Annotated in this window: 23 protein-coding genes, 1 tRNA gene and 1 other RNA gene; 15 read left to right on the top strand and 10 right to left on the bottom strand. The window is 67.2% G+C overall.

Going from position 1 to position 25,104, the window contains the following annotated elements:
- Positions 1 to 35: 35 nt before the first annotated feature.
- Positions 36 to 2,825, bottom strand: coding sequence for a pyruvate dehydrogenase (acetyl-transferring), homodimeric type (gene aceE / locus A5645_RS25515; protein ID WP_065131478.1), 2,790 nt, complete (start codon positions 2,823 to 2,825; stop codon positions 36 to 38).
- Between the two features lie 168 nt (positions 2,826 to 2,993).
- Here aceE and A5645_RS25510 point away from each other — a divergent pair, with 168 nt between their 5' ends.
- The 6 genes from A5645_RS25510 (at position 2,994) to A5645_RS25480 (ending at position 7,674) form a co-directional block, all read left to right on the top strand.
- Positions 2,994 to 3,542 carry an Rv2240c family protein gene (locus A5645_RS25510; RefSeq protein ID WP_081288568.1) on the top strand — a complete coding sequence of 183 codons (549 nt, stop codon included), beginning with the start codon at positions 2,994 to 2,996 and terminating at the stop codon, positions 3,540 to 3,542.
- A 75-nt stretch (positions 3,543 to 3,617) separates the two neighbouring features.
- Positions 3,618 to 4,028: a DUF3052 domain-containing protein gene (locus A5645_RS25505; protein WP_036359286.1), complete on the top strand. Its 411-nt coding sequence runs from the start codon at positions 3,618 to 3,620 to the stop codon at positions 4,026 to 4,028.
- Entirely contained in the window at positions 4,028 to 4,489 is a 462-nt protein-coding gene (locus A5645_RS25500; protein ID WP_065131477.1) for a peroxiredoxin, read from the top strand. The genes A5645_RS25505 and A5645_RS25500 overlap by 1 nt, the downstream gene beginning before the upstream one ends.
- 49 nt (positions 4,490 to 4,538) lie before the next feature.
- Positions 4,539 to 4,610 (top strand) — tRNA-Val (locus tag A5645_RS25495).
- 732 nt (positions 4,611 to 5,342) lie between these two features.
- Positions 5,343 to 6,431 (top strand): phosphotransferase family protein, encoded by a 1,089-nt coding sequence (locus A5645_RS25485; RefSeq protein ID WP_065131476.1) that lies wholly within the window; start codon positions 5,343 to 5,345, stop codon positions 6,429 to 6,431.
- Positions 6,432 to 6,456: 25 nt separating this feature from the next.
- Entirely contained in the window at positions 6,457 to 7,674 is a 1,218-nt protein-coding gene (locus tag A5645_RS25480) for an acyl-CoA dehydrogenase family protein (protein WP_065037987.1), read from the top strand.
- A 25-nt stretch (positions 7,675 to 7,699) separates the two neighbouring features.
- Here the strand turns inward: A5645_RS25480 and A5645_RS25475 are convergent, their stop codons facing one another.
- From A5645_RS25475 to A5645_RS25465, 3 genes are all read right to left on the bottom strand, one after another.
- On the bottom strand, positions 7,700 to 8,014 hold the full coding sequence (locus tag A5645_RS25475) for a hypothetical protein (protein WP_065037986.1): 315 nt from the start codon (positions 8,012 to 8,014) through the stop codon (positions 7,700 to 7,702).
- Positions 8,015 to 8,072: 58 nt separating this feature from the next.
- On the bottom strand, positions 8,073 to 8,774 hold the full coding sequence (locus tag A5645_RS25470) for an adenosylcobinamide amidohydrolase (RefSeq protein ID WP_065037985.1): 702 nt from the start codon (positions 8,772 to 8,774) through the stop codon (positions 8,073 to 8,075).
- A 71-nt stretch (positions 8,775 to 8,845) separates the two neighbouring features.
- Positions 8,846 to 10,585, bottom strand: a complete 1,740-nt coding sequence (locus A5645_RS25465) for a GMC oxidoreductase (RefSeq protein WP_065131475.1) — start codon at positions 10,583 to 10,585, stop codon at positions 8,846 to 8,848.
- Between the two features lie 96 nt (positions 10,586 to 10,681).
- Here A5645_RS25465 and A5645_RS25460 point away from each other — a divergent pair, with 96 nt between their 5' ends.
- A complete protein-coding gene (locus tag A5645_RS25460; RefSeq protein ID WP_253867143.1) occupies positions 10,682 to 11,335 on the top strand; it encodes a nitroreductase family protein in 654 nt (217 codons plus the stop codon).
- Here the strand turns inward: A5645_RS25460 and A5645_RS25455 are convergent.
- A complete protein-coding gene (locus tag A5645_RS25455; protein WP_081288558.1) occupies positions 11,332 to 14,607 on the bottom strand; it encodes a LuxR family transcriptional regulator in 3,276 nt (1,091 codons plus the stop codon). The genes A5645_RS25460 and A5645_RS25455 overlap by 4 nt on opposite strands.
- A gap of 123 nt (positions 14,608 to 14,730) precedes the next feature.
- On the opposite strand from A5645_RS25455, the gene A5645_RS27945 reads away from it, so the two are divergent.
- Positions 14,731 to 14,925, top strand: a complete 195-nt coding sequence (locus tag A5645_RS27945; protein ID WP_155768160.1) for a hypothetical protein — start codon at positions 14,731 to 14,733, stop codon at positions 14,923 to 14,925.
- Between the two features lie 42 nt (positions 14,926 to 14,967).
- Positions 14,968 to 16,092 (top strand): epoxide hydrolase family protein, encoded by a 1,125-nt coding sequence (locus A5645_RS25450; RefSeq protein ID WP_065131473.1) that lies wholly within the window; start codon positions 14,968 to 14,970, stop codon positions 16,090 to 16,092.
- Between the two features lie 143 nt (positions 16,093 to 16,235).
- Here the strand turns inward: A5645_RS25450 and A5645_RS25445 are convergent, their stop codons facing one another.
- Together A5645_RS25445 and A5645_RS25440 are read right to left on the bottom strand one after the other, a co-directional pair.
- Positions 16,236 to 16,628, bottom strand: coding sequence for a VOC family protein (locus A5645_RS25445; protein ID WP_065037980.1), 393 nt, complete (start codon positions 16,626 to 16,628; stop codon positions 16,236 to 16,238).
- Between the two features lie 15 nt (positions 16,629 to 16,643).
- A complete protein-coding gene (locus A5645_RS25440) occupies positions 16,644 to 17,459 on the bottom strand; it encodes an oxygenase MpaB family protein (RefSeq protein ID WP_065131472.1) in 816 nt (271 codons plus the stop codon).
- Between the two features lie 60 nt (positions 17,460 to 17,519).
- Between A5645_RS25440 and A5645_RS25435 the strand changes: the two genes are divergently transcribed.
- Positions 17,520 to 18,473 carry a cobalamin biosynthesis protein gene (locus A5645_RS25435; protein ID WP_065131521.1) on the top strand — a complete coding sequence of 318 codons (954 nt, stop codon included), beginning with the start codon at positions 17,520 to 17,522 and terminating at the stop codon, positions 18,471 to 18,473.
- Here A5645_RS25435 and A5645_RS25430 read toward each other — a convergent pair.
- The 3 genes from A5645_RS25430 to A5645_RS25420 are packed head-to-tail and all read right to left on the bottom strand — an operon-like array spanning position 18,455 to position 20,431.
- Entirely contained in the window at positions 18,455 to 19,303 is an 849-nt protein-coding gene (locus tag A5645_RS25430) for an SURF1 family cytochrome oxidase biogenesis protein (protein WP_065131471.1), read from the bottom strand. The genes A5645_RS25435 and A5645_RS25430 overlap by 19 nt on opposite strands.
- The gene (locus A5645_RS25425) at positions 19,303 to 19,797 is read right to left on the bottom strand and encodes a low molecular weight protein-tyrosine-phosphatase (RefSeq protein WP_065037976.1); all 495 of its coding nucleotides are present in this window, start codon (positions 19,795 to 19,797) and stop codon (positions 19,303 to 19,305) included. The genes A5645_RS25430 and A5645_RS25425 overlap by 1 nt, the downstream gene beginning before the upstream one ends.
- Positions 19,790 to 20,431, bottom strand: a complete 642-nt coding sequence (locus A5645_RS25420) for an HAD-IA family hydrolase (protein WP_065038009.1) — start codon at positions 20,429 to 20,431, stop codon at positions 19,790 to 19,792. Before A5645_RS25420 ends, A5645_RS25425 begins: the two co-directional genes overlap by 8 nt.
- Positions 20,432 to 20,587: 156 nt before the next feature.
- Between A5645_RS25420 and cobC the strand changes: the two genes are divergently transcribed.
- The 5 genes from cobC to rnpB all read left to right on the top strand — a co-directional run bounded on the left by cobC (position 20,588) and on the right by rnpB (position 25,100).
- The gene (gene cobC / locus A5645_RS25415) at positions 20,588 to 21,619 is read left to right on the top strand and encodes an Rv2231c family histidinol phosphate aminotransferase CobC (protein WP_231123333.1); all 1,032 of its coding nucleotides are present in this window, start codon (positions 20,588 to 20,590) and stop codon (positions 21,617 to 21,619) included.
- Entirely contained in the window at positions 21,616 to 22,746 is a 1,131-nt protein-coding gene (locus A5645_RS25410) for a Nif3-like dinuclear metal center hexameric protein (protein WP_065037975.1), read from the top strand. The genes cobC and A5645_RS25410 overlap by 4 nt, the downstream gene beginning before the upstream one ends.
- 17 nt (positions 22,747 to 22,763) lie before the next feature.
- On the top strand, positions 22,764 to 23,501 hold the full coding sequence (locus A5645_RS25405; RefSeq protein ID WP_065037974.1) for a zinc ribbon domain-containing protein: 738 nt from the start codon (positions 22,764 to 22,766) through the stop codon (positions 23,499 to 23,501).
- The gene (locus tag A5645_RS25400) at positions 23,498 to 24,628 is read left to right on the top strand and encodes a bifunctional RNase H/acid phosphatase (RefSeq protein WP_065037973.1); all 1,131 of its coding nucleotides are present in this window, start codon (positions 23,498 to 23,500) and stop codon (positions 24,626 to 24,628) included. Before A5645_RS25405 ends, A5645_RS25400 begins: the two co-directional genes overlap by 4 nt.
- A 60-nt stretch (positions 24,629 to 24,688) precedes the next feature.
- Positions 24,689 to 25,100: RNase P RNA component class A (gene rnpB, locus A5645_RS25395), an RNA gene on the top strand.
- Positions 25,101 to 25,104: the final 4 nt, after the last annotated feature.

The following is a 25,104-nucleotide window of genomic DNA, read 5'->3' as shown; positions in this document are numbered from 1 at the left end:
AAGGGGCGTCGGCGCCTGGGGGCCGGGGCGGGCGGCTAAGTTGCCTCGCCGGCGTCGGCCTCCTGGCCAGACGCTGCCTGCACCTCGTCGATCTTGTACTGCTGGGCGGCCTTGACCGCCACCGACGAGTCGATCTCGCCGTCGCGGGCCAGCGCCTGCAACACCCCCACCACCACCGACTCGGCGTCGGTGTTGAAGTAGCGGCGGGCGGCGGGCCGGGTGTCGGAGAAGCCGAACCCATCGGTGCCCAGCGTCAGGTAGGTGCCCGGCACCCACGGCCGGATCTGCTCGGGCACCGCCCGCATCCAGTCCGACACCGCCACGACCGGGCCGCGGCTATCGGCCAGCACCTTGGTGATGTAGGCCTCGCCGGCGGGCTGGTCGGGATGGCGCAGACGTTCCTTCTCCACCGCCACCCCGTCCCGGTTCAACTCGCCCCAGCTGGTCACCGACCACACGTCGGCCGCGACATCCCAGTCCTTGGCCAACAGGTCGGCCGCCTTGAGCGCGTCCGGTACCGACACCCCGGAGGCCAGGATCTGGGCGGTGCTGCCCCGCTCTTCCTTGGCCGCGCGATAGCGGTAGATGCCGCGCAGCAGCCCCTCGGGGTCGAGGTCTTCCGGCTCGGGCGGCTGCGGGTAGGGCTCGTTGTAAAGGGTGAGGTAGAAGTAGACGTTCTCCGGGGTCTCACCGAACATCCGCTGCAGGCCGCATTCGACGATGTAGGCGATCTCGAAGGCGAACGCTGGGTCGTAGGACACCACGGCCGGGTTGGTCGCGGCCAGCAGCAATGAGTGGCCGTCAGCGTGCTGCAGGCCCTCGCCGGTCAGCGTGGTGCGCCCGGCGGTGGCGCCGAGCACGAAGCCGCGGGCCATCTGGTCGGCCGCTGCCCACAAACTGTCGCCGGTGCGCTGGAACCCGAACATCGAATAGAAGATGTAGACCGGGATCATCGGCTCGTTGTGGGTGGCGTAGGAGGTCCCGGCCGCGGTGAACGAGCCCACCGACCCGGCCTCGTTGATGCCCTCGTGCAGGATCTGACCGGTTTCACTCTCCTTGTAGGCCAGCATCAGCTCGGCGTCGACGGAGGTGTACAGCTGTCCGAGGCGGTTGTAGATCTTCAGCGACGGAAACCAGGAGTCCATGCCGAAGGTGCGGGCCTCGTCGGGAATGATCGGGACGATCCTCTTTCCGATCTCCTTGTCTCGCAACAACTCTTTGAAGGTGCGCACCAGTGCCATGGTGGTGGCGACCTCTTGGTTGCCCGAGCCTTTCTTGAGCGCTTTGTAGGTGTCGCGTCCGGGGAGTTTGAGCGCCTTGCTCTTGGTCGGCCGTTCGGGGAGGAAGCCGCCGAGGGTGCGACGCCGGTCGATCAGGTAGCGGATCTCCGGGGCGTCCGGCCCGGGGTGGTAATACGGGGGTAGATACGGGTCTTCCTCTAATTGGTCGTCGCTGATCGGGATCCGCATGGCGTCCCGGAAATGCTTGAGGTCTTCCAGCGCAAGCTTTTTCATCTGGTGGGTGGCGTTGCGGCCCTGGAAGTGCGCACCGAGTGAATAGCCTTTGATCGTCTTGGCCAGGATCACCGTCGGCTGTCCCTTATGGTCGACCGCGGCCCGGTAGGCGGCGTAAACCTTGCGGTAGTCGTGCCCGCCGCGTTTGAGGTTCCAGATTTCGGAGTCGCTCATCTTCTCCACGAGTGCTTTGGTGCGCGGGTCCCGGCCGAAGAAGTGGTCACGCACGTATGCGCCGTCGTTGGCCTTGTAGGTCTGGTAGTCCCCGTCGGGCGTGGTGTTCATCAAGTTGACCAGCGCGCCGTCGCGGTCGGCGTGCAGCAGTGCGTCCCATTCGCGGCCCCAGACCACCTTGATGACGTTCCAGCCGGCGCCACGGAAGAACGATTCGAGCTCTTGGATGATCTTGCCGTTGCCGCGCACCGGCCCGTCGAGGCGCTGCAGGTTGCAGTTGATGACGAAGGTCAGGTTGTCCAGCCCCTCCAAGGCGCCGACGTGGGCCAGGCCGCGACTTTCCGGCTCGTCCATCTCACCGTCGCCCAAAAAGCACCACACGTGCTGCTCGGAAGTGTCCTTGATGCCACGGTCGTGCAGATAGTGGTTGAACCGCGCCTGATAGATGGCATTGAGCGGACCGAGACCCATCGACACCGTCGGGAACTCCCAGAAGTCGGGCATCAGCCGGGGGTGCGGATAGGAGGGCAATCCCGGCGCGTGGCTGTGTTCCTGACGGAATCCGTCGAGGCGCTCGGTGCTCAACCGGCCTTCCAGGAAGGCGCGGGCGTAGATGCCGGGCGAGGCGTGGCCCTGGATGAATACCTGGTCACCGCCGCTGGGATGCGATTTCCCTTTGAAGAAGTGGTTGAAGCCGACCTCGTAGAGGGCGGCCGAGGACGCGTACGTCGAGATGTGCCCGCCGACGCCGACGCCCGGGCGTTGCGCGCGGTGCACCATGATGGCCGCATTCCACCTGATCCAGGCACGGTAGCGGCGTTCGACGTCCTCATCGCCGGGAAACCACGGCTCCAGCTCGGTCGGGATGGTGTTGACGTAGTCGGTCGAAGTCAGCGATGGGATCACCACCCGCTGCTCACCGGCCCGCTCCAGCATCCGCAGCATCAGATACCGAGCCCGCGCCGGCCCGGATCGCGCCAGCAGCTCGTCGAAGGACTCCAACCACTCCGAGGTCTCCTCGGGATCGATGTCGGGCAGATATGACGCCACGCCTTCGCGGATCACTCGAACCCGGTCGGGTTCGCTTGTGCTGCTTGAGGTTTTGGCCAGATCGTTGCGGGCGAACTCGGTCGTCAACTTCTGCTCCTGTAAGTGGCAGGGTAGCTACTTGATCGATCTTCCTCCTATCGTGCCGCACTGGAGTGCTCGGCGGATAGGCGGCGCCTGTCGTCAGCACATGATCAAAGTCGGTGCTAATGGGGCAGTTGGGATCGCGACCCGGTAACGTCAGATCCCGTGATTCACGTGGGGGACATCCCCAGGCGAGGCGCCCTGGCTCTCGGCTGTGTTGCGGTGCTGGTGATCGGCATCGTCGGCTGTACGAAGGTGACCGAGGGGAGCGGTTCACCCGACACCAGCCTCGCGCCGGCCTACCGGTCGTCGGTGTCCGCCTCGGTGTCGGCGTCGTCAGTGACCTCGAGCGTCCGCGAGTCCCAACGGCAGGCGTCGGTGACGACGCGGGCGATGCGGACCTCATGCGATGCGCTGGCCACCACCAGCAAGGAAGCCATCGACAAGGTGAATGCCTTCGTCGCGGCGTTCAACGGCGGCAGGAACACCGGGCCCACCGAAGGCCCGGCCATCGAGGCGCTCAATGCCAGCGCGACGGCGGTGGAGAACAGCTACAGCGAGGCGTTGCCGGGCCAGATGCGCGACGCGTTCAACACCTACAACGACGCGGCTCGTCAGGTGGCCAATGCGATCGGTACCCATGCTCCGACCGGCGAGTTCAACAGACGGGTTGATCGGCTGAACGATGCCAAGACCAAGGCGCTGAAACTGTGCATGGGTTAGCCGTATGAACTCTGAGGTGCCTGTGCGACGATAACGGTCGTCGCTTGTCGTGTGGTTTGTTGAGGAGGTTCCACGGTGGTCGCGGCGGATCACGCTCGAAAATTGGGCATCCAACGGGACCAGGTCGTGCAGGAGTGGGGCTGGGACGAGGACACCGACGACGACATCCGTGCCGACGTCGAGGATGCCTGCGGCAGCGAGTTGCTCGATGAGGACACCGACGAAGTCGTGGACGTCGTGTTGCTGTGGTGGCGCGACGGCGACGGGGACCTGGTGGACATCCTGATGGACGCGATCAGCCCGCTGGCCGAGGACGGCGTGATCTGGGTGCTGACGCCCAAGACCGGCCGGCCCGGGCATGTGTTGCCCGCCGATATCGCCGAGGCGGCACCCACCGCGGGCCTGATGCCGACTTCGTCGGTGAATCTGGGCAATTGGAGTGCCAGCCGCCTGGTCCAGCCGAAATCGCGGACCGGGAAGCGCTGATGCTCGACGTCGGAGCTACCGCACCCGACTTCAGCCTGCGCGACCAGAACCAGCAACCGGTTGCGTTGAGCGACTACCGCGGCGCCAAGAACGTGCTGCTGGTGTTCTTCCCGCTGGCGTTCACCGGGATCTGCCAGGGCGAGCTGGATGCGCTGCGCGATCACCTGCCCGAGTTCGAGAACGACAACAGCGCGGCGCTGGCCATCTCGGTGGGACCGCCGCCCACCCACAAGATCTGGGCCGTGCAGAGCGGTTTCACCTTTCCGGTTTTATCCGATTTCTGGCCGCATGGTGCGGTCAGTCAGGCTTACGGGGTGTTCAACGACGTCGCCGGTGTCTCCAACCGGGGCACTTTCGTGGTGGACCGGTCGGGGATCATCCGATTTGCCGAGATGAAGCAGCCGGGTGAGCCCCGCGATCAGGGGCTGTGGCGGCAGGCGTTGGCGGCCGTGCAGGGTTGAGCGTTTTGAGTGCTGGGCCCTTCGGCGTGTAGCCTGCGCCGGGGCATAAGGGCGCGTAGCTCAGTGGTAGAGCTCTGGTTTTACACACCAGCGGTCGGCGGTTCGATACCGTCCGCGCCCACTCATTGCGTATGTCGCGGCGGCCGCGAGTCATCTCGGCTACTCGCGGCGAAAGTTAGTTACGGACCCATTTGATGACTAGCTGGTTGTCGTGTTGATCCAGGTAGACGGCGGCGCCAAACGCATCGTCAAGGGCGGTTCCCGTCAGGAACGGCCCGGCCGGAACATCGGACTGGAGAATGGCCTGGACGGCGGGGCGTAACCCATGATCGGTGGCCTGATACTGGGAGACCAAAGCCGTTGTTGTGCTCGGTTCGAGGGTTATCACTGCGTCAATCCAGTAAGTGGTCGGCCCAGGGGATCGGCCCGATGCGTTGTTCCATGTCACCCACGACGCCGACAACGGATGGCCGATCAGCGGGAATCTGGACGTCAACGGATCCAGGTCGTGACGAATCTCGAGCGGTGTTGTGGCGGGCGTGTTCTCGTCGGCGCGCCCGGGTCTCGAAGGTGTCTGGCAGCTGGTGGCAAGTAGGGCGCCCAGGATTGCAACCACCAATCTGAACCGCCGCCTCATTGCCAACCTCGCCTTCGGGGCCGAAGTTTATTGTCCGATCGGGTGTGCCGCCATGGCCTCGACAGTGTGGTGTACGAGGGTGACACCTCGATGCCGGGATCTGGAACGTGAGTACCGTGATGGGGCTAATCGACGATATCCCGACATTCGCGGGCGATCTGGCACCAGAAGCCTCAAGGGATACGCACGACATTGACGTCGGCCGGAGGAGCCTTGATGACGACACGCCGCGATCGTGGTGACTCTGAAGCCGCCGTGGCGGAACACAGCTTCCGCGCCGACTCCGTACCGCAGAACTGGGACGCACTCGACGCTTGGCTACATGGACGCGGAATGACGCTCGACGCGACCGAGCCCCGCCAATTCGCGAACGGCCTGGCCAACCTGAACTACCTGATCTGGGTTGACGGCCAACCCCTGGTCCTTCGCCGCCCGCCGAGCGGACCGCTGGCCGAGGGGGCCAGTGACATGGCGCGGGAATTTCGCGTGTTGAGTCGACTGCACGGGCATTACGGTCGCGCTCCGCGGGCGGTCGCTTATTGCGAGGACACTTCGGTACTCGGCTGCCCATTCCAGCTGATCGAATACCGGCGGGGCACCGTCGTGTCCGACACGGTTCCCGAGCAACTCGCGCATGTCCCCGCCGCCCGGCTTGCCGACGAATTCGTGACCGCACTTGCAGACCTGCACTCGATCGAGCTGGACGCACTTCCTGAGCTAAGGGAACTCGGACGGCCGGACGGATTCATCACACGACAGATCGGCGGTTGGAACCGGCGGGCGCACAATGCGTTCGACGGATCGCCGCCGACGACGGTCGAGCACATCGTGTCCTGGCTGGAGGCCGCCGCACCCAAGCCATGTGTGAAACCAACTGTGCTGCACAATGATTTCAAGTTCGACAATGTGATCTTCGATGCAACGGGCGCGGCTGCCGCTGTGATCGACTGGGACATGTCGACACTCGGCGATCCGCTCTTCGATCTCGGCGTCACGCTGTCCTACTGGGCGCAACCCGACGACGCGGAAGTCATCCGCGAACTCGGACTGGCTCCCTCACTGCAGCCAGGCTTCCCAGACCGAAAGGCGCTCGCTGCACAGTACTTCGCCGCGGCAGGACGCGAGGCGGTACCGGTGGGGTTTTACCTGGCGTTGGGCCGATTGCGGCTCTCGATCGCCTGGCAGCAGATGTTTGTGTTGCATCAGCGCGGGGCTCTCGTTGGCCCGAAATACGCCGCGTTCAACCGCATTGCGACGTCTGTTTTGGCGGTGACCGCGGATTCTCTTTCAAAAGAACACATTTGATCCCTTACACGAACAGGACGGCTCCGTGATCGACTTCTCGATACCCCAGGAACTGACGGCACTCGGGGAACGTGTTCGCCAGTTCGTCATTGACGAAATCGTTCCCTACGAGCGCGATCCGCGGCTCACCCAGCACGGTCCCAACGACGAGTTACGGCAGGAGCTCGTCGAGTTGGCCCGCAGGCAGGGGCTGCTCACTCCGCAGGCGTCCCCGCGGTTCGGCGGCAAGGGCATCTCGCACGTCGAGCAGTCGGTGATCTACGAGGCGGCCGGATGGTCCACCCTCGGCCCGGTCGCGATGAACTGCGCTGCACCGGACGAAGGGAACATGTTCCTGCTCGACAAGTTGACGAGCGACGAGCAGGCCGAAGTTTTCCTGAAACCCGTCCTCGACGGGCAGTTTCGCTCCGTTTTCGCCATGACCGAGCCCGGCGGGGCGGGTTCGGATCCCTCACAACTGCTCACCGAGGCGCGACGGGACGGCGACTCCTACGTCATCAACGGCCGCAAGTGGCTCATTACGGGAGCCAACGGCGCGGGCACCTGGATCGTCATGGCCAACGTGGTCGACGACGGAAACCGCAGCGGACCAACGTTGTTCCTCGCCAAGGGTGACGACCCGGGCTCCGGAGGCATCGTCATCGAACGAGTGATGAACTCCATGGACCGCAACTACGTCGAAGGGCACGGCGTGGTCGTATTCGACAACCTGCGGGTGCCCGCGACGAACGTGCTCGGTGAAGTCGGCGAAGCCATGCGGTACGCGCAGATGCGTTTGGCCCCGGCACGCCTCACGCATGCGATGCGCTGGTTGGGCGCCGCCTCACGAGCTCAGCACATCGCCTTAGAGCATGCGAAGACGCGCACGGCGTTCGGCAGCCCGATCGTCGACCATCAGGGCGTCGGATTCATGTTGGCGGACAACGAGATCGCGCTCACCCAGTGCCGTTTGGCGATCTGGTACACGGCCTGGGTTCTGGACCAGGGGCACAAGGGGCGGCACGAGAGTTCGATAAGCAAGGCCTTCGTGTCCGAAGAGCTCTTCAAGGTTGTCGACCGTTGCATACAGGTCATGGGTGGCATCGGCGTCACCGACGAAACACCGATCGAGATGATCTTCCGGGACATCCGCGGATTCCGGCTCTACGACGGACCCACGGAGGTCCACAAGTACGCGATCATCCGGCGGATGAACCACGTTGGCTCGACGGCGGCGCGGGTGCCGGGATCGGACACCATCTGAGTCGCTACTTAGGCGGCGACGCGACTCACTGGACTTTGACCCACGGCGTGCAGCCGTGGGTGATGAAGTGCCCAACCGTAGGCGTGATATCCGCTGTGATCGATTGCGAGGGACCCACGCTGTCGCCGGTGATCGGTTTCCAATCGCTGGTCCAGGTGCTGAACGTGCATTCCGGCGCACCGGGATCACGCACGTCGGTACGTGCGGTGTAGATGCCGTGCGGAAGTTGCTCGGGCACCGCGTACGTGCCGGGCCCGTAGGTTGCGTCCGCGGCCGCCGACGGACAGGTGGCGCAGGCGGCGATCAGCAAGGACGTGACCATCGGCGCCGGGGTCCGCATCAGCTAACAATAGTTGCCCGAAGGGGCTTCGGAGCGCCGTATTTGCCGATCGCCGAACTTATCCGGGAGGTTCGGTAATCCAGGACCGGGCGCCGGCGAGCACCGCTGCGTGCGTCGCGCGGGCAATCCGCGCTCCGAACGTCGAACGCGGGCCGCCGAATACCTCCACGGGCCCGTCCGTCGGGCAGTGCACGACGATCGCGTCCGAGGCGGTTCCGGTGGCCCGCACCCCGACTTCGTATAGCGCTTGCACCTTCGCCTCGGTCGCCGTGGCCACGGCATTGACCATCGCCGCCGGCGACAACGGCACCGGCACCGCGACCACCAGGTTGATCGTCCCCACCCGGTACGGGTCGCCGTCGGTGAGCGGCCGGTACTCAACGGTCTGATAGCCGGCGAACGCCGCCGTCCGCGCACCGGACGGCAACTCACGGCGGAAGTCGTGATCGAGCGCCGCCGCCCAAGTCGGGCTGGACAGTCCGACCGTTGCGGCCGCACACACTCCGGTGTCCGCGGCGACGTGGTGGCGGGTGACGTCGACGGCGGTGAGCAACCCGCAGCCAGTGCCGCCGAGACCGAGCCCGTGGCCGATCTCGGCCAGGTGACAGTCCGGGTCGGTCCGCGCGTAATCCAGCGCAACCGTGGCGTTGACTATCCACTCCCGAGCACCGATGCCACCGCCGAATGGGCCCGAGGAGATACACAGCCGTGGCCCGTCGAATTGCCAGAGCAGAAGCGGGAAACGCCGAGACTGTTCCACGCGCGTGGCCAACCTGGGATGCACGGTCTCATCATCGCGTCCCCGTCTTCGCGCGGTCACACCCGCCTTCGTTACCCCGTAGAGCTGGACGGTCTTTCCACGAGCGGCAGCGTCAGCGCGGCCGGGGCGTCGGCCGGCACCACCGGGTGCTGCGGCGCGATGTGCGGGATGCGTTGATAGGGCGCGCCGATCGGCGGCCGGGTGTCGGCTTGGTGCTTGTTGGGCCAGAACGACATCGCCCGCTCGGCCTGCGCGGTGATGGTCAGCGACGGGTTCACCCCGATGTTGGCCGAGATCGCCGACCCGTCGACGACGTGCAGCCCCGGGTGGCCGTACATCCGGTGATAGGCGTCAATGACACCCGTCTCGGGTGAGTCGCCGATGGTGCAGCCGCCGAGGAAGTGCGCCGTCATCGGGATGTCGAAGATCTCACCGACGCTGCTGTAAGGCATGCCGCCGATGTCCTCGGCGAGCCGTCGGACCGCCTCGTTGGCCTTCGGGATCCAGGTGGGGTTGGGCACGCCGTGGCCCTGCCGGGAGGACAGCTTGACGCCGCCGAATCGCCTGCGCTTAGGGAACAGCGTCAGCGAGTTGTCCTCGGTCTGCATGACCAGCGCGATGACCGTGCGCTGCGACCAGCTGCGCAGGCCGGCGTACACGGAGGCGGCCTGCCCGGGGTGGCGCATCACCTGGCCCAGCCAGCGCAACCAGCGCGGTGCGCGACCGCCACCGTCGGTCATGACGGTGGTCAGCATCCCCATCGATTGCGCGCCCTTGCCGTAGCGGACCGGTTCGATGTGCGTCTTGTCGTCCGGGTGAATCGAGGACGTGATCGCGACACCCTGATGGAACGCGGCGTCTTTGCCCTGCCGCAGCCGGACGCTAGCGCCGCACAGCGCTTCGGAGTTCGTCCGGGTCAGGACCCCCAGCTGGTCTGAGATCTGGCCCAGGGTGGCGCTGGCCTTCATCCGGTGCAGCAGTTGCTGGGTTCCCCAGGTGCCCGCCGCGAAGATCACCTGCTCGGCGGTGATGGTGGCGGCCGTGCGCTTGGGCCGCCACGCTCCGCTGCGCACGGTCTCGACGGCATAGCCGCCCTCGGCCCGGGGACGCACGGCGGTGACGGTGGTCAGATCGTGCACCCGCGCGCCAGCCCGCTCGGCCAGATAGAGGTAGTTCTTCATCAGGGTGTTCTTGGCGTTGTGCCGGCATCCGGTCATGCATTCGCCGACTTCGATGCAGCCACGCCGGCGCGGTCCGGCTCCGCCGAAGAACGGATCATCGGTCTCCACACCGGGATTGGGCACGTTGTCCGGACCGAAATAGACCCCGACGGGTGTCATGCCAAACGTGTCCCCGACGCCCAGGTCGTCGGCGACCTTGCGCAGCGCGTGATCTGAGGCCGTCATTGTCGGGTTCCTGACCACGCCCAGCATCCGCTTGGCCTGGTCGTAGTAAGGCTGCAGCTCGTCTCGCCAGTCGGTGATGTGCGCCCACTGCCGATCCCGGTAGAACGCATCGGATTTGGGTTCATAGAGGGTATTGGCGTAGTTCAACGATCCACCGCCCACACCGGCGCCGGCCAGCACGATCACGTCGGGCAGCACATGGATGCGCTGAATGCCGGTGCAGCCGAGCTTGGGTGCCCATAGGAAGTTGCGCAGGTCCAGGCTGTTCTTGGGAAACTGCGAATCCTCGAAACGGCGCCCGGCTTCGACCACCCCGACGCGGTAGCCCTTCTCGGTCAGGCGCAGCGCCGACACCGATCCGCCGAAACCGGAACCAATTACCAGGACGTCGTAGTCCAGCGTCATCTCATCCTCCTGTCGCTGCCCTAGCGAATCCCCGTGATGGTCTGGGGCAAACATTCGGTGTTGCCCGCGACCCTGCGTAGTTGCTGGAATCGACAGATGAACCAGCAGGAACCTTTGAATATGCCGCTGGAGGAGGCGATGCGCACCCAGCGCGCCATCCGCCGGCTGAAGAGCGACCCGGTCGACGACTCCCTGGTGCTGCATCTGCTCGAACTGGCCATGAAGGCACCGACCGGGTCGAACGCGCAGAACTGGGAGTTCATCGTCGTCAAGGACCGCAAGGTCGTCGCCAAGCTGGGCCGGCTGAATCGGACGGCGCTGAACGTGTTCGGTCCGATCTACAAGCGCGCGCTGGAAAAGCGCATGGACGAGAAGATGCTTCGCATCGAGAAGGCCGTGCGCTGGCAGGCCGACCACTTCGAAGACATCCCCGTCGTCGTGGTGGCCTGCCTCAAGGGCGTCATCCCGCCCCGGCCCACGATTGCGGTCAGCAGCGCCTACGGCTCCATTTATCCCGCGGTGCAAAACCTGCTACTGGCCGCGCGCGCGGCCAGGCTGGGCGCGGCGTTGATCACCATGCCGTTGTGGAATTCGATCGCGGCCAAGCGCGCCCTGGGCTTACCGTGGAACGTGACTCCAGTCGCGGTCGTTCCGCTGGGCTGGCCCATGGGCAAGTACGGGCCGACTACCCGCCGTCCGGTGGGGGAATTCGTTTCGCTCGACCGGTACGGTAACCGCGCGTTTCGCTAGCCGTGCCGCGCCGCCTCCTGCGCGAGTTGCACCCGCGAGGTCAGGCCGAGCTTGGTGTAGATGTGCGTCAGGTGGGCCTGCACGGTGCGGGGCGAGATGAACAGTCTGGTGGCGACATCGCGATTGGCCAGGCCCTCGCTGACCAGTTTGACGACGTCGAGTTCGGCGCGGGTCAGCGAGGACCAACCAGAGGTGCTTTTCGTGCGCTCACCGCGCCGGCGCAATGCGTAGGCGACGGCTTCCTGGTTCGACAGCGCCGCGCCTTCGGCCCACGCGGCGTCGAAATCGTTGTCGGCCAGCGCTTCCCGTGTGGCGGCGACGCGGGGCTCGATACCGGGATCGAGGATCTTCAATCGCACCAGCCCCATTCGTTGGCGAGCCGCTTCGGCCGCGCCGAACAACCGCGCGGCCAGGGTGTGGTTGTCCGCAACGGTCGCCAGCACGGCCAGGCCGTCGAGAGCAAACGGGATAGGCAGGTCGCACTCGAGTCGAGTCGTCAGGTCGAGCGCGTCGCAGGCGCCGCGTTCGGCGGCGTCGAATTCGCCTCGGGCGATCTCCACATAAGCGCGTGTTATCAAGGACGCGGCCAGACTCCACCCACCCGTGGCGGACACCACTTCGTCGGCCCACCGGCGTGCGGCATCGAGATCGCCGCACGCCAAAGGTGCCAACGGGGCCCAGTGGTAAATGCCGGCCAATAGCGGATCCATCGGGGTCAGTGTTCGAGCCGCCGAGAACGCTTGCATCGCCCTCGGTCCGTCACCGGTGGCCAGGTGCACGACGGCCGAAGCCGCATAGACCACCCCGGTGTAGGTATCGAACAGGTCGGTGGCGCGATCAAACGCCACTTTCACTGCCGCATCGGCAGCTTCCGTCCGTCCCTGGTAAGCAAGAATCTGCGCCTGCAGCGAGCGGGCATGCATCGAATACATGACGTCGCGCGCCGCGGTAGCCTCGTCGTCTACCGCGCGGATCAGGGGCAACCCGCCGCTCAGATCTCCCCGCAGTACCTGGACCCAGCCCAGAACGTAGCGGGCCTGGCGGGACACGAACCTCTCGTCGATCGCGTCGGCGATGCGTAGCGCTTCGGCCGCAGCCTGTTGTCCCGCCACCGGTTCGCCGAACAGCAGTGCTGATATCGCCTCCAACGCGACGGTTTGCCCCAGCCACCAGGAATCGCCGGCGACCCGTGCCGCGTCGGCTGCCTCCGTGAAGTAGGCAACGGACAACTCCCGGTCACCGGCGGCGCGGCAAGCACATCCGGTCAGCGCCCGCGCCAGCAAGGCAGGCTCACCGAGCTCACGCGCCGCCGCCAGCGTGCGCTCAGCTTCGTCGAGGTCGAGCGTCGAGCCCCGGAATGACTCCAACACGACCTTGCTTACCATCGCCCGTACCCGGCTGGGCGACGCCTCGACTGGCGAGTCTGCATCGGTGAGGGCAGCGTCAAGCCAATTCACGCCCTCCTGCATCAGCCCCCGGTTCAGCCAGAGCGGCAACAACGACGACGCCATGGACAACGCCTGCTCGGCGTCCGCATTCTCCCGGCTCCACGCGAAAGCCGCTCGCAGATTGTCGATTTCGGTGCCCGTGACGTCGATACGGCGTTGGTACTCCGCGGCCGAGGGGACCTCGAGCAGGCGCGCAAGACTCGTGTAGTGGTCGCGATGCAAGAAGCGGACGGCGTCACCCTCGCGGGACTCACCGAGCTTCTCCAGTGCGTATTGTCGGACCGTTTCCAGCAGCCGGTAGCGGGTGCCGTGTGGACTGTCGTCCGCGACCACGAGTGATTTGTCGACGAGCAGAGTCAGCTGATCGAGCACCTGGTAGCGTTCGCCGCCGCTGACGGCTTGAGCCGCATCGAGATCGAAGCCGCCGAGAAACACCGCCAGCCGGCGCAACAACACCCGCTCGGCCTCGCTCAACAATTCGTGCGACCAGTCCACCGACGCGCGCAGCGTCTGCTGGCGGCGCACCGCGGTTCGCGCGCCGCCGGTGAGCAGCCGGAAGGTGTCGTGCAGACTGCGCAGGATTTCAGCCGGTGACAACGCCCGGATGCGGGCCGCGGCGAGTTCGATGGCCAGCGGTAGTCCGTCGAGCCGGCGGCAGATGGCGATCACCGTTTCGGCATTGTCCTCATCGATGCGAAACTCCGGGCGGATGCGACGCGCACGATCGGTGAAGAGCTCGACAGCCTCGTCGGCCAGGGACAGCGACGGCACCCGCCAGCTCACCTCGCCGGCCACTCCTATCGACTCGCGGCTGGTCGTCAGCAACGTCAACGTGGGGCATCCGGCCAACAGGCCGCCGAGCAAGTCGGCGCTGGCGTCGAGCAGATGCTCGCAGTTGTCCACCAGGACGAGCATCTGACGATCGCGGATGAACCGCCGGAGTATTTCAGTGGTCACCTGACTCGCTGGGTCGGGCATGCCCAGCGCCCGGGCGACCGTTAGCGGCACGGCGTCGGGATCGGTGACCGGCGCCAGGTCGACATACCAGATTCCGTCGGTGAACTCGGTGGCCATCGATGCAGCCACCTCGATCGCCAGCCGTGTCTTGCCGGCACCGCCAGTGCCGGTCAGCGTTACCAGGCGGTTCTGCGCCAGCGCGTCCCGGATGCCACGCATTTCGGCCTGACGACCGATGAAGCTGGTGAGTTGAGTCGGAAGGCGTTCGACGGCAACGGCATTGGCGGTCCGAAGGGGCGGGAAGTCGTTGTGCAGGTCGGGATGGCACAGTTGCACAACCCGTTCCGGGCGGGGCAGATCCCGTAGTGGATGTGTGCCGAGGTCGGTCAGTGTGACATCGGCCGGAAGTTGGTCGACGACAAGCGGTTCGGTGGCGCCGGAGAGTACGGTCTGACCACCGTGGGCGAGATCGCGCAGGCGGGCGGTGCGGTTGATCGTCGGGCCGATGTAATTGCCTTCATCGCGCAGATAGATGTCGCCGGTGTGCACGCCAATGCGCAGTTTGATCGGCGCCAGCGGAGCCCGCTGCAAATCCAGCGCACAAGACACCGCGTCGGCGGCGCGGGTGAACGCGATCACGAAACTGTCGCCCTCGCCCTGTTCGACCGGCCGCACGCCGTGATGTGCCGCGACCGTCGTGGCGAGCGCTGCATCGAGTCGCGCGACCGCGTCTTGCATCGCCTCGGGCTGGGTTTCCCAAAGCCGTGTCGACCCCTCGACGTCGGCCAGCAGCAAGGTCACGGTTCCGGTTGGTAATCCGGTCGGTAGCTCGCTCATCTCAGGGACGCTCCAGCTCGTTTCGCTCATGCTAGCCAGGATGCGGCCCGGTGTAGACGCGAAGCATCGGCGAAAACGCTGATAGTTGCGGGTCGGGTATGCGTAAGCGCCGGCTCTTGGACGTGTCTGACCCGGTGTGGCAAGGTCGAGGGCGTGGGTGAGCTACCTGGTTCGCAGGGCGAGGGCACGGCGCGGCAGACTTCCGGACCGCCAGTGCGTCCGGTCGCCTCTGACCAGCAGCCGGCGACGAAGGCGGACCTGTACGCCGCGGTGGACGCGATGCGCGCGGACATGCGCGAACTGCTCGAGCAGATCAGCACGCTGATCAAAGACGCGACGCAGAAATAGGGCGCCTGTCGCTCCCGCGTAGGGGAGCGGCACTATAAGCGGGTGAAGCCGTTCCGCATCGATGTGCCCGACGATGTTCTCGAGGACCTGCAATCGCGACTGGCGCGCACCCGATGGCCGGAGGCCGAGTGCGTGGACGACGGGAGCCAAGGGATTCCGCTGCGCTACACCCAGGACCTGGCTGCCTACTGGGCCAATCACTACGACTGGCGGGCGCGGGAAGCGGTGCTGAACCGATTCGACCACTTCGTCGACCAATTCGACGGGTTAGACATCCACTTCATCCACCAGCGGTCGCCACACGAGGACGCGTTCCCGCTGTTGATCACCCACGGCTGGCCGGGCTCGATTGTCGAGTTCCACAAGGTGATTGAGCCGCTGACCGACCCCACCGCCCACGGCGGCCGCGCCGAGGACGCATTCCACGTCATCTGCCCCTCGTTGCCCGGCTACGGCTTCTCCGGGAAGCCGGGCCGCACCGGCTGGGGAGTGGAGAGGATCGCGCTTGTCTGGGAGGAGCTGATGCTGCGCCTGGGTTATCAGCGTTACGGCGCTCAGGGCGGCGACTGGGGCGCGGCCGTCACCACTCAGATCGGCCGTAATGGCGGCCACTGCGCGGGGATTCACCTCAACATGCCGCTGGGCATGCCCACCAAAGAGACGCTGGCCAACCCCACCCCGGAGGAGCAGGCCGCGCTGGCCGCGCTCGCCGAGCACCGCAAGACGGGTACCGGCTACTCCAAGCAGCAGTCGACGCGCCCGCAAACCGTGGGGTACGGCCTGGTCGATTCGCCGGTAGGGCAGCTTGCTTGGATAGTGGAGAAGTTCTGGGCGTGGATGGACTGCGATGGGCACCCTGAGAATGTGCTGACGCGAGATGAGTTGCTGGACAACGTGATGCTGTACTGGGTGACCGCGACCGCGGCGTCCTCAGCCCGCTTGTACTGGGAGAGCTTCACGGTGTGGGGCGACAGCAGCCGGGTCGAATTGCCAACCGGGGTGGCCGCTTTCCCGAAGGAAGTGCTGCGCGCGCCGCGACGGTGGTGTGAGCCGAACTTCAACATCACGCACTGGACCACGATGCCGCGCGGCGGGCACTTCGCCGCATTCGAGCAGCCGGAGTTGTTCGTCGAGGACGTCCGCAAGTTCTTCGCGACGGTGCGCTGACGGGTCTGCCCCGTCGGCCCGGCGCCGGTCCCGTTCGGCCCCGTCGCCGAGTGTGCATCTGGCGACACGGCACGCCGCTGGAGCGTCGTGGATCGCACACTCGCCGGCATGTGGGGCGGCGCGAAGAGCGCCGGGCCGAGCGGTCAGCTGGGCGGGGCGAAGAACTCCAGCGCGATGCCGTCAGGGTCGCGGAAGCTCAACCCTGCGCCGTAGGGCGCATCGACTATGCCGCCGTGCTCCACGCCCAGGTCATCGAGCACCCCGACCCACGTCTCCAGTTCCCTGCGCGAACTGCACCCGAAGCCGACATGGTCCAGACCGACGCGGAACTCGCTGAACTTCTCGTCGGGCGCGGCGCGGTCGTGCTGCACGATGCCGAACAACGTGTTGCCGGCCAGCAGGAAAACCAGATGCCGGTAGCCGGCGTCGGTGTGTTCGTCGACCACCGGTTCACCGAACAGACGGCGGTACCACGGGCCGCTGACCTCGAGGTCTCGCACCGTGACGGCGACGTGGTTGAGCGGCGGAAATGGCATTGCCGACCCTCCTCGCTAGACGACCCGCAGGCCGCGACGCGCACGAAAGCGCATGTCCCACAAGTAAATCTGATAGATGAGCAGCCACACCCGGTGGGGTATCAGCCGGTCGGCGAGCCGCAGCGCCGACAGCAGCCATTCGAACCGGCGCTGCTGGGACTCCGACCAATCCAGCCGCATCATCGCGCGGAACTCCGGCGCCAGGAACCCCGTCGTGGCGAACAGGTTGAGGCGTCCGCCCAGTACCCGCAGCGGAAGCGGCAGAAACGCCATGGCGGCCACCCCGCGCAGATGCTCGCGCACCGGCGGGTCGATCCGCAACTCGTCCAGGGACCGCTTCCAGTACTCGTCGAAGGCGACCCGGTCGGCGGGCCACATCCTGTCAGGCACCTGCAGGGTGGTGCCCAGTCGTCTGGCATCCTGGTAGACCGCGTCGGCGCTGGAGTCGTCGAGTGGGCCGTGCAAGAACTCGTGTTGTTCCACGAAGTAGCGGTAGAGGCAGGCCGCCACCCACAGTTGCAACCTCGGGTTGAACGCGTTGTAGGGCACTGGGCTCGACGGCCGCGAGCGGACCTGCCGGTGCGCGGTGTCGACGGCGCTGCGTATCAATTTGCGGTCGGCTTCGGTCCCGATCGTCGCGACGGCCAGGTAGGTGCCGGTGGTGCGGGCCCGTTTGAACGGGTGCTTGTAGACATTGCCGCTGTCCACGGGGCTCTCCAGCACTCCGTAGCCGACGCCGGGCAGCGACAACTGCATGATGACGTTCGCCGCCGGCAGCAACAGCGCCGCCGGGTTCAACAGGTCGGCCACCCTGGTTGCGGGTCGCTTCATTGCGAGTACCCCATGCGGTCGAGTAGATCACGGATGCCGGGGTTGTGAGACGCTGCCTTGGTGCTTGCGTCGACACGGCAAGGCCGCGTGGTCGGCGTGCTGGCGGGCTACCTCGCGGACCTGGCGCTCGGTGATCCCCAACGAGGGCACCCCGTCGCGTTGTTCGGTGCGGCGGCAGCCCAATTGGAGCGGGTCACCTACCGCGATGCCCGGATTGCCGGTGCGGCGCACGTGACGGCGTTGGTGGCCGGCGCCGGTCTATTGGGCGCGGCCCTGCAGCGGGGCGGACCGGTGCGCGGCGCCGTGGCCGTCGCGGTAGCCACCTGGACCGCGCTGGGGGGCACATCGCTGGCGCGCACCGGAGCCGACATGGCGGCATTGCTGGCGGCCGGGGACGTTGAGGGCGCCCGGACACTGCTCCCGTCGCTGTGCGGGCGCGACCCGACGATGCTCGAGGCCGCCGGTCTGACGCGCGCGGCGCTCGAGTCGGTGGCGGAGAACACCTCCGACGCCCAGGTGGCGCCGCTGCTGTGGGCCGCGACCGGCGGCGCCCCCGGAGTGCTGTGCTACCGCGCGGTCAACACGCTGGATTCCATGGTTGGCTACCGGTCCCCGCGCTATCGCAAATTCGGTTGGGCGGCAGCACGATTGGACGACGTCGTGAACTACGTGGGCGCGCGGGTGACCGGCGCGCTGGTAGTAGCCTGCGCGCCGTTGGTCGGCGGATCTCCGACGGGGGCGGTGCGGGCGTGGCGGCGCGACCCGGCCCGCCATCCCAGCCCCAACGCCGGCGTGGTGGAGGCGGCGTTCGCCGGGGCGCTCGGGGTGCGGCTCGGCGGGCCGACCCAGTACCGCCACGAGCTCGAGATCCGGCCGGTTCTTGGTGACGGCGAGCCGCCGACGGTGCACGACCTGCGACGGGCGGTGCGGCTGTCGCGGGTGGTGCAAGCGGGTGCGGTGGCGGTGGTACTGGGTGCGGCTCGAGCGAGCAACACCTACCGGCGGCGCCCGTAGCGATCGGCGAGCTTCTCCTCCACGGTCATCGGCTGAACAGGCGCCGACTCCTCCGCACTCCCGGCCACGGATAGTTCCTTCTCCCGGCGACGGGCCCGCACCTCGGAGTAGACGAAGTACCCCAATGCGACCGGGGCGAGAACGCCGAACAGAATCCATTGAATGCCGTAGGAGAGGAACGGCCCGGCGTCCAGGCGCGGCACCCCGATCACGCCGAGCCCGCCGGGCTGGTCGTCGACCAACTGCAGGTACGAACCGGCCAGCGGCACCCCGGTCAGCGCCGACACCTGTTCGGTGCTGATCGAAAAGACCTGCTGGTAGCCATCTCTGGTGAACGGGTCCTTGCCCTGCACGGTCGGCTCGGAATCGCGCAGGCGCGCGGTGATCGTCACCGTGTGCTCCGGCGGCGGCGGGATCGGCGGAATGTGCGAACCCTGCTCGGGCCGGACGTACCCGCGGTCCACCAGCACGGTAGGACCGCCGTCGACGGCGAACGGGGCCAGCAGCTCGAACGCCTGGTCGCCCTCGACCACCCGCAGCCGGGCCAGCACGCGGATGCCGGGCAGGTAGTGACCGGTGGCGGTCACCTTGCGCCACTGCTGCCCCTTGACAGGTGAATCCTGTTGCGGGATAAGGGTGTTCAACGGCACTGGGGCGGCGTTGAGCGAATCGGCAAGCTGCTGGTTCTCCCGGGACGTCTTGGTGTTCTTGCCCAGCTGCCACGGCGCCAGCACGGTAAAGCACAGGTAGGTGAACGCGATGCACACCAGCGCCAGCGCCAGCCAGCTCGGCCGCAGCAGGAACTTCAGACCGCGATTCCGCGGGGGCATCAACCCGATCCGTTCTGGGCGAGTCGCTCGTCCACCCACGCGTGCAGGCCGGGCAGAGCGGCTTCGATGACGTCGAAGACCTCTTTGAAATCGTTCTGGTCGCCGTAGTACGGATCCTCGACGTCCAGGGCATACGCGCCCGACCGCGGGTCGAACGACCGCAACATCCGCAGCCGGTCGTCATCCACCCCGAGCTGGCGCAGCAACTGCGCGTGATTGCGGCCCAGCGCGATCACCAGATCAGCCGCCAGATGGTCGTCCTCGACCTGAGCGGCACGGTGGTCGGTGGGGTAGCCGTGGTCGCGCAGTACCCGCTTGGCCCGCAGGTCGGCCCCCTCGCCGACGTGCCAGTTGCCGGTGCCGGCGCTGGTTACCCGCACCACGTCGGCCAGGCCGCGCTGCTGGATTTGATGGGCGAACATCTTCTCGGCCATCGGCGAACGGCAGATGTTGCCGGTGCAGACGAACGTCACGTGCAGCTTCGACTCAGACACCCAGCACCTTCCGAAGCTCCTCGATGGTCGCGGCGTGCGTGACCAGCGTGGGACCCGCGGGCGCGTCCGGGTCCGCGAAGTCGGTGCGCCCGTAACCCCAGCCGACCACCACGGTGTCGATGCCGTGCGCCGCCGCGCCGTGCACGTCATGGCTGCGGTCACCGACCATCAGAACGCGCTCGGGCAACGGTCGCAGCTGTTCCAGCGCGTGCGCCAACACCTCGGCCTTGGACTTGCGCGATCCGTCCGGGCTGGCGCCGGCGATCACCTCGAAATGGTGGTCCAGCCCGAAATGCGCCAGGATGCGGTGCGCCGTTGGCTCCAGCTTCGAGGTCGCCACGGCCAGCCGGACGCCGTTGGCCTCCAGGTCGGCCAGCAGCGGTTCAATGCCGTCGAACAGGCTGTTCATCGCCCAGCCACGGCTGCCGTACTCGGCGCGGAAAGCCGCGAACGCCTCATCGGCGCGCCCGTCGAGCTCCATCTCCCGGAACGTCTCATCCATCGGCGGGCCGACGATCCGAGCGGCCAGATCCCCGTCCGGGATGGCCGCACCGATGTGGGTGAGCGCATGCCGGAAACTGGCCACGATGCCGACGGCCGAATCGGTCAGGGTGCCGTCGAGATCGAAAATCACCAGCTGCGGTGCCTGGTCGGTGATCGAACCTGTCACGCTCCCATTGTGGTTGATGGCGCCGCGCGAGTGCGCCGTGGTGCGCCGGATGCCTACTTCGCGTACTGGCGCACTAGTGTTTCTGTGGTGGCCGGTCTGGATCAGAGCGCGTCGGCCCGCATGTCGCGGGCCCGCTATCACGGTGATCAAGACGTGCTGCCCGGCATGCTCGATTTCGCGGTCAACGTCCGTCATGCGCAGCCGCCATCCTGGCTGATAACACAGCTGAGCGCGCGCCTGACGGACCTGGCCCAGTACCCGGGCAACGCCGAGGTGCGCGCCGCCCAGGACGCGGCCGCCACCCGGCACGGCCGCACGCCCGCCGAAGTCCTGCCACTGGCCGGTGCGGCCGAGGGCTTCGCGTTGCTGCCCAACCTGCGCCCGTGCCGTGCGGCGCTCATCGCGCCGTCGTTCACCGAGCCGGAGGCGGCGCTGACGGCGGCCGGAATCCCGGTGCACCACGTGGTCCTGCCGCCGCCGTTCACCCTCGATGCCGCGCGGGTCCCCGAGGACGCGGACCTCGTCGTGGTCGGAAATCCGACCAACCCGACGTCGGTCCTGCACACCCGCGAGCAACTGCTGGCCCTGCGCCGGCCGGGACGGATCGTGGTGGTCGACGAGGCGTTCGCCGACGCGGTGCCCGGCGAACCGGAATCCCTTGCCGGTCACGCCCTGCCCGACGTGCTGGTGCTGCGCAGCCTGACCAAGACGTGGGCACTGGCTGGGCTGCGGGTGGGTTATGCGCTCGGGTCACCCGAGGTGCTGGCCCGGTTGACCGCGCAGCGCGCACATTGGGCGGTGGGGACGTTGCAGCTGACCGCGATCGCGGCCTGCTGCAGCCCGCGAGCCGTCGCCGAAGCCGCCGCCGACGCCGCGCGGTTGGCCGCCACCCGCGCGGCCATGGTCGCCGGGCTCGCGTCGGTGGGTGTCGACGTGGTCGCCGGCCGGGCCCCGTTCGTGTTGTTCCGCAGCCCCAATGCCGAATTGATCCGGAACCGGTTGGCCAGCAACGGTATTGCGGTGCGGCGGTGTGACACCTTCGTCGGCCTGGACGCGACGTATCTGCGGGTGGCGGTGCGGCCGGAGTGGTCACGACTGGTCGAATCGATCGCCGAGACGCTGGCCGGCCTGCACAGTGGGAGTCGCCGGTGAGCGTGCGGCTGGCCGACATCATCGCGGTGCTGGACGAGGCGTACCCGCCGCGGCTCGCTGAGTCCTGGGATTCGGTGGGCTTGGTCTGCGGCGACCCCGCCGACGACGTCGAATCGGTGACCATCGCCATCGACGTGACACCCGCCGTCGTCGACGAGGTCCCCGACGGCGGCCTGTTGCTCGCTCACCATCCGCTGCTGCTGCGCGGGGTCGACACGGTCGCGGCCAGCACGCCCAAGGGTGCGCTGATCCACCGCCTGATCCGTTCCGGCCGCGCTCTGTTCACCGCCCACACCAACGCCGACTCGGCCGCGCCGGGGGTGTCCGACGCGCTGGCCGACGCGCTCGGCCTGACCGTCGAGGCGGTGCTCGAGCCGTCGCCGTCCGTGGCCGATCTGGACAAGTGGGTCATCTACGTGCCGCAGGAGAACGCCGACGCGGTGCGCGAGGCGGTGTTCGCAGCGGGCGCCGGGCAGATCGGCGATTACTCGCACTGCAGCTGGAGCGTCACCGGCATCGGACAGTTCCTGCCGCACGACGGGGCAGCTCCGGCGATCGGCAGCGTCGGCATCGTCGAACACGTCACCGAGGACCGGGTGGAAGTGGTGGCCCCGGCCCGTGCGCGGGGTGCGGTGCTGGCGGCGATGCGCGCGGCGCACCCCTACGAGGAGCCGGCCTTCGACACCTTCACCATGGCTCCGCAGCCCGCCGACACCGGGCTGGGCCGTCTCGGCACGCTGGCGCGACCCGAACGGTTCGCCGACTTCGTATCCCGCGTCGGCGCCGCGTTGCCGTCCACGTCGTGGGGGGTGCGCGCCGCCGGTGATCCCGACATGCCGGTGTCGCGGGTCGCGGTCTGCGGGGGAGCCGGCGACTCGTTGTTGGGTGCGGTAGCTCGGGCCGGTGTGCAGGCTTATGTCACGGCCGACCTGCGTCACCATCCCGCCGACGAGCATTCCCGGGGGTCGGAGGTGGCGTTGATCGACGTCGCGCACTGGGCGAGTGAATTCCCGTGGTGTGGGCAAGCGGCGAACGTGCTGTGCTCGGTGTTCGGGCCCAAGCTGGCGGTGCGGGTGTCTGACATCCGCACCGACCCGTGGAACCTGTGCGCCGGGAAGCAGACCTGAGAGAGACCTAGGAGATCATGAAGGCCGAAGTGGCACAGCAGCGTTCGCTACTGGAACTGGCGAAACTGGACGCTGAGCTGTCCCGCCTTGCCCATCGGACCACTCATCTGCCCCAACGCGAAGCCCTCGAGCGGGTGCAGGGCGAATACAACGCCGCCAGTGACCGGCTGGGCGCCGTGCGGATCGCCGTGGAGGATCTCGACGCCCAGGTGGCCCGCCTCGAAGCCGAGATCGACGCGGTGCGCAAGCGAGAGGACCGGGACCGCGCGCTGCTCGACTCCGGAGCGACCGACGCCAAGCAACTGGCGGACCTGCAGCACGAGCTGGAAACCCTGCAGCGCCGCCAGGCCAGTCTGGAGGATTCCCTGCTGGAAGTGATGGAACGCCGCGAGGAACTGCAGGCCACCGAAGCCGCGGAATCCGGGACCATCGCCGGCCTGCAGGACGAACTCGCCGGCGCGCGAAAGGCCCTCAACGAGGCGCTCGCCGAGGTCGAAGAGGCCCGGACGGAACACGCCGCCAAGCGCGAGACACTGGCCGCGGAACTGAACCCCGACCTCAAGGCGCTGTACGAGCGGCTGCGCGCCGGGGGAGGCCCGGGCGCCGGGCCGCTGCTGGGACACCGGTGCGGCGCATGCCGTATCGAGATCGGTCGCGGCGAGTTGGCCCAGATCCAGGCCGCCGCCGAAGACGAGGTGCAGCGCTGCCCGGAGTGCGGCGCAATCCTGTTGCGCGTCAAGGGCTCTGATCAATGAAAGTAGTGATCGAAGCCGACGGCGGATCGCGGGGTAATCCCGGACCCGCCGGATATGGCGCGGTGGTGTGGACTCAGGACCGCCGGACCGTGCTGGCCGAATCCAAGCAGGCGATCGGCCGGGCCACCAATAACGTGGCCGAATATCGCGGCCTGATAGCCGGTTTGGACGATGCCCTCAACCTGGGCGCCACCGAGGTTTCGGTCCTGATGGACTCCAAGCTGGTGATCGAGCAGATGGCCGGGCGCTGGAAGGTCAAGCACCCCGATCTGGTGGAACTGCACAGACAGGCCCAGACGCTCGCGTCGCGGTTCCGCCGGATCACCTATTCCTGGATTCCGCGCGCCCAGAACGCCTACGCCGATCGGCTGGCCAATGACGCGATGGACGCCGCCGAGGCCCAGGCGGATCGCCGGGTCGACAAGGTGGCCGTGCCGGTCACGGAAGCGGCCCGGGCCACGGTGGCCGAGCGTCCGGCCGAGACCACCACCGGCCCGGGCTGGACTGGCGCGCGCGGCACCCCGACCCGGCTGTTGTTGTTGCGGCACGGGCAGACCGAACTGTCGGTGCAACGCCGGTACTCCGGCCGTGGCAATCCGCCCCTGAACGAGGTCGGTTGGCGTCAGGCCGGTTTGGCGGCAAGGTATCTGACGCAGCGCCGGGGGATCGCCGCAGTGATTTCCTCCCCACTGCAGCGGGCCTACGACACCGCGACGACGGCGGCCAGGGCGTTGGGCCTGGAGGTGACCGTCGACGATGACCTGATCGAGACGGATTTCGGCGCGTGGGAGGGGCTGACGTTCGCCGAGGCCGCCGCGCGCGACCCGGATCTGCACCGCCGGTGGCTGTACGACACGGGCACCCTGCCGCCGGGCGGGGAGAGTTTCGACGACGTGCTGCGGCGCGTGCGGCGCGGCCGGGACCGGATCATCGCCGCGCACGAGGGCAAGAACGTGTTGGTGGTCTCCCACGTCACGCCGATCAAGTTGCTGCTGCGCATGGCGTTGGATGCCGGCTCGGGCATCCTGTACCGGCTGCATCTGGACCTGGCGTCGCTGAGCATCGCCGAGTTCTATCCCGACGGTGCGTCGTCGGTGCGCCTGGTCAATCAGACCGGGTATCTCTGACCCGAGCAAAGACCGCACTGGCCGGTGCCGGCGCAGAGCGGGTACCGTGTTCGTCGCGGACGAGTTGGCTGGACGGCCGCGGCTCGCGCTCTCAAGGAGTGCCGAGTCGAGGAAAGTCCGGACTTCACAGAGCAGGGTGATTGCTAACGGCAATCCGAGGCGACTCGCGGGAAAGTGCCACAGAAAACAGACCGCCGCCCTTGTGGCGGTAAGGGTGAAACGGTGCGGTAAGAGCGCACCAGCATCCCGGGTGACCGGGATGGCTCGGCAAACCCCACCCGAAGCAAGGCCAAGAAGGCCGCACCGAAAGTGCGGCCGCGCAGACGTTTGAGGGCTGCTCGTCCGAGTCTGCGGGTAGGCCGCTCGAGGCACCCGGCAACGGAGTGTCCAGATGGATGGTCGTCGCCGTGCCGCCGTGGATTAAAGCCGCGGCGGCGTGGAACAGAATCCGGCTTACAGGCCAACTCGTCCGCCCC

It is taken from the genome of Mycobacterium asiaticum, from assembly GCF_001673635.1.
In the GTDB taxonomy this organism is placed as follows: domain Bacteria; phylum Actinomycetota; class Actinomycetes; order Mycobacteriales; family Mycobacteriaceae; genus Mycobacterium; species Mycobacterium asiaticum_C.
The sequence above is the reverse complement of the archived record's forward strand: the minus strand, read 5'-3'. Positions and strand labels throughout refer to the sequence as shown.

What these genes read in the sequence shown, in the direction of transcription:
- A5645_RS25500 (WP_065131477.1), top strand. Translation starts at nt 4,028, where the DNA reads ATGCTCGACGTCGGAGCTACCGCACCCGACTTCAGCCTGCGCGACCAG.
- A5645_RS25485 (WP_065131476.1), top strand. Translation starts at nt 5,343, where the DNA reads ATGACGACACGCCGCGATCGTGGTGACTCTGAAGCCGCCGTGGCGGAA.
- A5645_RS25475 (WP_065037986.1), bottom strand. Translation starts at nt 8,014, where the DNA reads ATGCGGACCCCGGCGCCGATGGTCACGTCCTTGCTGATCGCCGCCTGC.
- A5645_RS25465 (WP_065131475.1), bottom strand. Translation starts at nt 10,585, where the DNA reads ATGACGCTGGACTACGACGTCCTGGTAATTGGTTCCGGTTTCGGCGGA.
- A5645_RS25460 (WP_253867143.1), top strand. Translation starts at nt 10,682, where the DNA reads ATGAACCAGCAGGAACCTTTGAATATGCCGCTGGAGGAGGCGATGCGC.
- A5645_RS25455 (WP_081288558.1), bottom strand. Translation starts at nt 14,607, where the DNA reads ATGAGCGAAACGAGCTGGAGCGTCCCTGAGATGAGCGAGCTACCGACC.
- A5645_RS25445 (WP_065037980.1), bottom strand. Translation starts at nt 16,628, where the DNA reads ATGCCATTTCCGCCGCTCAACCACGTCGCCGTCACGGTGCGAGACCTC.
- A5645_RS25440 (WP_065131472.1), bottom strand. Translation starts at nt 17,459, where the DNA reads ATGAAGCGACCCGCAACCAGGGTGGCCGACCTGTTGAACCCGGCGGCG.
- A5645_RS25430 (WP_065131471.1), bottom strand. Translation starts at nt 19,303, where the DNA reads ATGCCCCCGCGGAATCGCGGTCTGAAGTTCCTGCTGCGGCCGAGCTGG.
- cobC (WP_231123333.1), top strand. Translation starts at nt 20,588, where the DNA reads ATGTCGCGGGCCCGCTATCACGGTGATCAAGACGTGCTGCCCGGCATG.
- A5645_RS25405 (WP_065037974.1), top strand. Translation starts at nt 22,764, where the DNA reads ATGAAGGCCGAAGTGGCACAGCAGCGTTCGCTACTGGAACTGGCGAAA.
- A5645_RS25400 (WP_065037973.1), top strand. Translation starts at nt 23,498, where the DNA reads ATGAAAGTAGTGATCGAAGCCGACGGCGGATCGCGGGGTAATCCCGGA.